The organism is Streptococcus sp. KCJ4932, assembly GCF_004352745.1.
GTDB classification, from domain to species: domain Bacteria; phylum Bacillota; class Bacilli; order Lactobacillales; family Streptococcaceae; genus Streptococcus; species Streptococcus ruminicola.
On the sequence record NZ_SJWW01000006.1, the window covers coordinates 90,383 to 97,881 of the forward strand.

At 33.4% G+C, this 7,499-nt stretch carries 12 protein-coding genes; 11 read left to right on the forward strand and 1 reads right to left on the reverse strand.

Annotation, left to right across the window (positions count from 1 at the left end; genetic code table 11):
• The first annotated feature begins 15 nt into the window (after positions 1–15).
• From E0E02_RS03985 to E0E02_RS04015, 7 genes are all read left to right on the forward strand, one after another.
• Positions 16–867: an ATP-binding protein gene (locus E0E02_RS03985; RefSeq protein WP_133017905.1), complete on the forward strand. Its 852-nt coding sequence runs from the start codon at positions 16–18 to the stop codon at positions 865–867.
• Positions 868–983: 116 nt separating this feature from the next.
• Positions 984–1,559 carry a hypothetical protein gene (locus E0E02_RS03990; protein ID WP_133017906.1) on the forward strand — a complete coding sequence of 192 codons (576 nt, stop codon included), beginning with the start codon at positions 984–986 and terminating at the stop codon, positions 1,557–1,559.
• Positions 1,552–1,935 carry a hypothetical protein gene (locus E0E02_RS03995; RefSeq protein ID WP_133017907.1) on the forward strand — a complete coding sequence of 128 codons (384 nt, stop codon included), beginning with the start codon at positions 1,552–1,554 and terminating at the stop codon, positions 1,933–1,935. The genes E0E02_RS03990 and E0E02_RS03995 overlap by 8 nt, the downstream gene beginning before the upstream one ends.
• A gap of 136 nt (positions 1,936–2,071) precedes the next feature.
• On the forward strand, positions 2,072–2,476 hold the full coding sequence (locus tag E0E02_RS04000) for a hypothetical protein (RefSeq protein WP_133017908.1): 405 nt from the start codon (positions 2,072–2,074) through the stop codon (positions 2,474–2,476).
• 78 nt (positions 2,477–2,554) lie between these two features.
• Positions 2,555–2,755, forward strand: a complete 201-nt coding sequence (locus tag E0E02_RS04005) for a CPCC family cysteine-rich protein (protein ID WP_074601441.1) — start codon at positions 2,555–2,557, stop codon at positions 2,753–2,755.
• A 90-nt stretch (positions 2,756–2,845) separates the two neighbouring features.
• On the forward strand, positions 2,846–3,259 hold the full coding sequence (locus tag E0E02_RS04010; RefSeq protein ID WP_159428305.1) for a DUF1492 domain-containing protein: 414 nt from the start codon (positions 2,846–2,848) through the stop codon (positions 3,257–3,259).
• Positions 3,260–3,473: 214 nt separating this feature from the next.
• A complete protein-coding gene (locus E0E02_RS04015) occupies positions 3,474–3,677 on the forward strand; it encodes a CPCC family cysteine-rich protein (protein ID WP_133017909.1) in 204 nt (67 codons plus the stop codon).
• Positions 3,678–4,180: 503 nt separating this feature from the next.
• Here E0E02_RS04015 and E0E02_RS04020 read toward each other — a convergent pair.
• Positions 4,181–4,771, reverse strand: coding sequence for a hypothetical protein (locus E0E02_RS04020; RefSeq protein ID WP_039697552.1), 591 nt, complete (start codon positions 4,769–4,771; stop codon positions 4,181–4,183).
• Positions 4,772–5,547: 776 nt separating this feature from the next.
• Here E0E02_RS04020 and E0E02_RS04025 point away from each other — a divergent pair.
• The 4 genes from E0E02_RS04025 to E0E02_RS04040 all read left to right on the forward strand — a co-directional run bounded on the left by E0E02_RS04025 (position 5,548) and on the right by E0E02_RS04040 (position 7,394).
• Positions 5,548–5,748, forward strand: coding sequence for a hypothetical protein (locus E0E02_RS04025; protein ID WP_133017910.1), 201 nt, complete (start codon positions 5,548–5,550; stop codon positions 5,746–5,748).
• Between the two features lie 257 nt (positions 5,749–6,005).
• Positions 6,006–6,596, forward strand: a complete 591-nt coding sequence (locus E0E02_RS04030; protein ID WP_133017911.1) for a hypothetical protein — start codon at positions 6,006–6,008, stop codon at positions 6,594–6,596.
• 10 nt (positions 6,597–6,606) lie between these two features.
• The gene (locus E0E02_RS04035; protein ID WP_133017912.1) at positions 6,607–6,951 is read left to right on the forward strand and encodes a hypothetical protein; all 345 of its coding nucleotides are present in this window, start codon (positions 6,607–6,609) and stop codon (positions 6,949–6,951) included.
• A complete protein-coding gene (locus tag E0E02_RS04040) occupies positions 6,951–7,394 on the forward strand; it encodes a hypothetical protein (RefSeq protein ID WP_240789014.1) in 444 nt (147 codons plus the stop codon). Before E0E02_RS04035 ends, E0E02_RS04040 begins: the two co-directional genes overlap by 1 nt.
• Positions 7,395–7,499 lie beyond the last annotated feature (105 nt).

Here is a 7,499-nt window from a genome sequence, read left to right on the forward strand (position 1 = left end):
AAGTGAGGTTAAAGCATGGAAAAGAACCCATTTGAGAACTTGAAACATATTATAGAACTTGATGAGGTTTGTCCCGTACATAACGTACATTTACAACAGCTTAACAGGACTGTTGTAATAGCAGGCGAAGACAAACCAAGAAAGCCCGCTCCTTATTGTCCCGAATGTGCTAAAGAGGGAATAGCTCAAAAGAGCCAAAGCGAACTTGAAAAACTCAAAAATAAAGAATTGTATGCAAATACTTATAACGTCTTAGGGCGTGATAGTACAATCCCTAAAGAGCTTAAAACGGCTACCTTTGACAATTTTCTAGCAAATACACCAGAAGAGCGTCAGCTTTTAGCCTTTGCTAAACAGCAAGCGGACAAATATCTAAATGGCATGGTAGGAAATACGCTTATAACGGGCGGTACAGGCATTGGAAAGAGTCACTTAAGTATTTCTATTGCCAAAGCAATAAACGAGGGATACAGGGCTAAGAATGAGCCTAAGAGTGTGTTATTTATCAGCCTTACAGAAATCATTAAGGAAATCAAAGAAGGGTGGAATTATGGCAGAGGTGCCAAACTAACAGAAGCAGAAGCGGTTAAGCTATTGACTGAAGCTGACTACCTTATTCTTGATGACCTTGGGGCGAAGAATGCAACACTAAACCCTAAAAGCGATTGGGAACAAGACTTCTTATTCGATATTCTGAATAACCGAGAAAACACGATTATCAATACTAATCTAAGCGGGTCAGAGTTAAAGAAAGTCTACAATGAACGCAACGCAAGCCGTATCTTGAAAGGATTAGAAGGTAACACCTTTAAGGCGTTTGGCATCAAAGATAAGCGCTACAGTATTCGAAGCTTAAAAGAAAGCTAACAACACTTTAAAGAATTAGTATATTAGGAGATAATATGAGACCACCAATTAGAAACGAAACATATCATTAGCAACAAATAACTTAGTAAGAACTAACAACACAAAGGAGAAGTACAATGACACAAACACTAAAAGAAATTACAGATACACTAACAAAACTAAAAGAAGAAAACACTAAAGCTATTGAACAAGTCAAAGAAGAAATCAGTAAAACAAATACTGCTATTGCTAAAGCACAACAGGAGCAAGTAGAAGCTCAAGAAAAAGATGATATGAAAGGTTATGAGAAAGCTAGTAATAGCCTGTGGAAAGCAAATACAACACTAGAATTTCTAAAGAATAAATTAAATAAATTGAATAAACCTTTACTATCTCAAGCAGAAGCAGTAGATATTAAAGCGGAAATCGAAGATATCTTTGATAGTAATAATAAAGACTATTTTAAAAAGGCGTACAGCTTAGTTAAAGAATTGAATGACTTGAAAGAAGAATCAATTTCAGATATTAACGAGGCTAATGCAGTACTAGAGATGTTATATTATGATGTGATGAAGAACGCTAGAACATGGACATTAGGTAGTAATACGGATATTGCATACCATAAAGATGTATATGGACACTATTTCAATACAATTGGTTCATCTAACTTTGTTCAAGCAGTTTTAAAAGAAGGAGAGGATAGCAATGACTAAGACCCCCACAGACCACCAACCTACACGCAGTGTACTAGGAATCCCAGTCACGTCTGACGGCTACCTAGACCTCGGTCCCCTACAAGCTAAGGCAGACGAGAAGAAGAGGGAACGTGTTGAAGAACAGAAAAAATATTTTGATAATGTAAGACAAAAATCATTAAAGAAGTATAGTGAAGATCAAGAGTTATTCGCTAAAGCATTGCAACAAATGAAAGAAGATAACAGGACTAAGAAAGAAAATGAAATTGCAAAAGCAAAAGCCGAAGCAGTAAATAGAATCAATGAAGAAGTTGAGCGAAAACACGGAGTAAAATCAGATAAAACTAAGCGACTAGATAACGCTTGGAGGGATACATTGAAAGGATTAATTTAAAAATCTTTTTCTCTTTTTAAAATTTGGTTTGAAAAAAATTTTAAGTGGGGGCATGGGACCCCCTCCGCTCTCGCGGCCGAGGTTCAAGCCGTCACTGTACTTTTTTTCTCGTGTTATATTTATTGAAAGGGATATAATGGCTACAATCAAAATAAAATGCACCGTATGCGGAAAAAACTTCATAAGTCATACTAAAAACGCTTGTTATTGTAGTAGTGACTGTAGACGGATAGGAAGAAGTAGAGCACGCAAACAGTGGGAAGAGAAAACAAACTATCGTGAATTACAACGCAATAAAATGAAATTAAGGCGAAAGCTTGAGAAACAACAACCAGTAACAAAAAAAGAACCCGTTTTAAAGGTTGAAAGAGTTATCCCAAAGAAAAGAAGTTATGAAGAACTTATAGAGTATTGGGAAAACTACAGACTAAACCTTTTAAAAAGTGAATCTGTCTATAAAAACCAAACTCATACAGTTGGTGGAATAGATATCCATGAAGAAGATTTTGCTGAAAAAGTTGTTCGGCAGTTAAGAGGATAGTAAAAGAGCGGGGGACTTAAACTAAGAACCCGCTTTTATTTTAGTGATATAATAAAGTTAGATTATTCAAAGGATAAGATGGCTATGAAAGAAAATATAATCATGATTGATGGAGAAGAACATATCCATTGCCCTGTTTGTGGAAGACTAGTTCAATTGTTCGACGTCTGTGAATGCAATTGGGAAAATACTGGTGAAACAAATATTGATGGTGGCCCCAATAAAATGACGTTAGCAGAGGCTAGAGAGGCTTACGCTAAGGGGCTGAAAATTTATTAAAAGTATTCATTTTAATAGGCTAATATAAAAGTGAAGTATTTCACTGTTCGAAGAATTGCATAGCTAATAAAAGAGAGTGTGAGGGTTTTAGTGGAATACGAAGAATTAAATAAAAAGTTAAAAAATATCAAAAAAATTGATAAAGAAATTCAAACTATTAATTATGAAATTCAATATTTGGAAGAAGGGTTATTTAGGAAATCTAATTTTACAGAGCCTAAAGTAACAAAAAGTTCTACAAAAGATATTGCTGATATTTACAATGCTAAAGCAATGCGTAAAGAAAAACTTATAAAACGTATTGATACGCTTATGAGTGAGCGTGATAGCCTTATTAGCTTAATAGATGATAATCTAGATGACCCAGAGCAAAGAGCAGTATTGAAGATGTTTTTCTGTAGTGATAAGAATTTCTATGAGATCCAAGATTTTTTCGGAGTGGCAGAGCGAACACTGTTCCGCTTAAAGAGAAAAGCGCTCCAAGAATTGGCTAAACAGCTATAAGGAAGAATCAATTATTTTTATGGTATAATGAGTTAAGTAGAATTATCTGTGTGTAAAAAGCTTTGAGTGATGTTATATTCAACTGTTTTATTAGTTTGATTGATATATAACGAATACTTGAAGCTTTTTTTGTTTAGTAGAGAATGAATTGGAAAGAACAAAAACGTAAAAATTACAACTATTTTCAGGCCAAAAATTGGAAAGGAGTATTACGATGGAGAAGTCTCAAAAGACTTGGGAAATTGATGGTGAGCTATGGCTCAACTGCCCAGTTTGTGGAACTGAGGTTAGGGATTACGACATTTGCGATAAATGTGGTTGGCAAAACACAGGCGAAACAAATATTGATGGTGGTCCCAATAAAATGACGTTGGCAGAAGCAAAAGAAGCTTATGCTAAAGGTTTAGAAATTTACTAAGCACACTAACAAGTAAATAGGTTAGGGTGTGGTGTGATTGAGTTTGCAGAAACTTATCGATGCGGTGAATTATTGGTGTTTTCTATATAATAAAAAAGGGTGCCCCAAAAATGGGACACCTTTTTAACCAGAAGATAAAAATAACACGCTTAATGTGTCGAAAATGATTAAATTTTACGACTTTATTTTACCATTTTACGGCTTTAATATCAAAAAAATAAAAACGTAGAAGTGACCCCCGCCCCCTATTTTGAGACAAGGAGAGCCACCACAAGGTGTTCGCTTACACCGAGCGCCATTTTTTGAGATTTTTAAGGGGTGTCATGCTACCGCTAAAAGCCTTATTCTTACTGTATTCATAAAATTGGTTAACCGCTTATCTGTTCCGCTTTTAGATTGCGGTACATTCGTTTCTTTTGAAATCATGTACTGTGTTGCGTTTTCTAAAAGCTATTCAATGTCTTTACTATTTGCTTTCATGTCAATGTCCTCCTCTCTGCTTTCTATTGTTTATATTTATACTTACAGTTCTTAACCCAATAGTTGTAATTACTTTGCAATCCGTTAGTAGTGTGTCCACTTGGTGCTTGCTGGCGAAGCCATCTACAGAAAGCTTCAGCGTTTTGTTTAGCACTGTCACAATTGAGCTCACTTAAATCACTATCATTATTTTCACCATGTACGATAACCATATCATCATATACTTCCTTTTCACGAGAAGCTCCGCATTGTATAACCATAATTTGATTAGTTCTTTGCATTGGTGTCATGATGTAAAATCCATAGCGTGAGACTGGTTCAGCATTGTCACCTATGCAATTGTAAGGACCTGGTCCGTTATTAATGTATAGTCCTTCATAACTATTATCTTCAGCACTAGCCGTTTCTGTACCATAAGCATCCATTTCTGGTAATGATGACTCTTCTGTAGTTTCTTCAGTGGTAGTTTCTTCAGTACTAGATGATGAAACACTTGATTTAAATGTTTTACCTTCGTAGTGAGCTGGTTGATTGCTTGTGTAAACGAAGCTACCACCTGCAATTAGTCCTAATGTTGTTAATGCTGTAATGCTAATTGTTTTCCATGTTTTCATTTTAAATACCTTTATGTGTTTTTTTATCTAAATAAAAACCGTGGAATAAACCACGGATAAGAAAATTACAAAAAATATTCTATCTAAGTACATTAATATTATAGCATAATCGCTTGCGAAAGCCCTTATAGAATATTTAATTAGTAAAAATTAGTACTTTTTCCGTTTTTGGGATAAAGTATTTTAAGGGTGTAGCTATAACTCCCCCCTTATTTTTCGACATTTTTTGTCGAAAAGTAAAATGCTTATGGGTGTACTTTCAGGTACGCCTGTACTTTTGCTCAAATTTGAGCGGAAGACATACAAAAAGCGCAAGCCTCTAAAATTTCCTAAAGCAAGAAGCAAGCGCTAGTATCATAGGTAGTAAGGAAAGCCAAACGGCTTTCCCTATGCTCCTATTATATCATAAAAACCTAGAATCAAAAGAACTCGCAACAGTTCTGATAATTCTAGGCTTGGCAAGAGAAGCACGATTGACCCTCAAACTTCTCTTAACTTACAGACTTACTAAACGTAAGTAAGTTTAAAATCGGTAGGCGGGTAGCAGAAAGAGTTATCAGAAAACGATTTGGCTGGTTTCACTTATAGAATGGCTAAATTGAGGTCTCATGAAAAAGCCATGGACTTAGTTTTTTTATCTATGAATGACAGCAAACAAGACAGCTAGGGGACATTTGTTCAAAAACTGGTATGCTGTAATTAGGAATAAAATACTTACAGCATTGTTAGGATAGATATCATTACTCTGAATGGCTAGATATAAAAGGAGAAACGATATGAGTTGGATAAAAGGGGTACCAGATTATGCACTACCTGACTTTACAGCATTAACAGACGAACAAATGCTAAAAATGAATTTAAACGTCCAATTGAATTCTGTATATGAAGTTGAAGCTTTTAAAAAAGAATTGGAAAACCGAAATTTGGTAGAAAAACGGAGTGAATACCAAAATAAAAGCTATTTGTACGGATCATAGCCTTATGCAACTAATAAAATCAACAGGTACGCTAATTGCGTGCTTTTTCTTATTCCAAAATTTGCAAAACCGTAAAAATGACTCTATAAAGTATGATAAACTTGAAAATTTAACAAATATAGTTGACAAAAAGTAAACATTTATGTATTTTGTGCTATAATTTGTGCTATAATATGAGTGTCCTATTATATAAACTTAGGATTTTTACTCTATGTAAACATTAAAATTCTATAAGAATTTTCAATCGGAGGATTAAATTGGAGGGATATCACGGAACAAATTCAGATATTGCAGATAAGATTTTAGCCTCAGGTTTTGAACTAAAAACAAATCCTAATAATTTACCTAATGATTTAGGTAATGGCATATATATTTTTTTAGATAATGATTTATATACTAAGAGTGCTTACGAAATGGCTAAATCTTTTATCGAAGTTTTTCGTAAAGAAGTTTTTCGTAAAAGAGACTTAAACGATAAATTCTCAGTGCTTCAAATTCAGATATCTGAAGAAGGTAGGTACATAGATTATAATGATATTAATAGTCAAATCGCTTTTGAGAAATTTAGAAATGAAAATTATGATAAAATTTTAAAACATTATGATTCGTTCTGTTATAAATCTAATTATGGTGGTTCAACAAAAAATCTTCCAGGCAAATTAAAACGTGCAAATCTAGACGGAATTATCTTTGAATTGTTAAAAAACAAAGCAAATATTGATGGAGTTATGAAAGATACATATACTCCTCAAGATGCAAAATATAAAAAAAGTTCATTTTTTAATGGCAGGGAATTCTGTCTTTATAATACTTCTCTGATAGAAGAGATTAGTATAATTGAAAATTAAGGAGTTAAAAATGTTTTTAAACTTAGATAACATATTAAAAAATACAGGATATAGTGTGAGTGATGATGAAATAGTAAAAGCTTTCAAAAATCTTGGATATGTATCTATCGCAGAAACTAATAAAGAGATAATTGATAGCCTTAATAACCTCAACAAAGCAACTGCAATGCATACATCTAAAATATTTGAGGCAATTTTATCAAATCATCAATCTCTTGATTCAAAAAGTAAGGAACTAGTTAGAATGTATCTAGACAGCGATTCATCATATACTACTACTACTGATATTACTAAATTTAATGAAATTGAAACAAAATCAACAGTAACAAATCTTAAAGAAATGATGGTTGCATAATGGATACAAAAGAAAACAAGAGTAGTTTCCAATTCACTAGGCCAATTTTAAAGGAAGCAATTTTTCTTTCCAACGAAACACATCTTAGTGAAGGGGAGTTAACATTTAAGTTTGAGGTTAACGCTGAAGAACCTCAAAATTCTGAAGAGAATAACAAACAGTATGCAAAAGTGTTTTTAACTGTTTCAAACTTTGATTTTTTACCTGAAAATCGAGAAAATATTGAAGAGCCATATTTTTTACGTGTAACAATGGGAGCGACATTCACTTGGTTTAAAGACTCACCTTACGATGTTGACAACTTATTAAAAATCAATGCTCCTTCATTATTGTTATCGTACATTCGACCTGTTATTACTGATTTAACTGGCTTATCAGAGTATAACGAAGAATTTATACCATTTATTGATTTTTCAGCAAATAATAAAAAAGACACCCTTTAAGGTGCCTTTTTTTCTTGCCTGCTAAACTCATAAAATTTGTTATCTTTTTTGTTACCCTTTATGTTTCACCTACTTATTTCAAATAAATGATTTTAGAGGAAAATA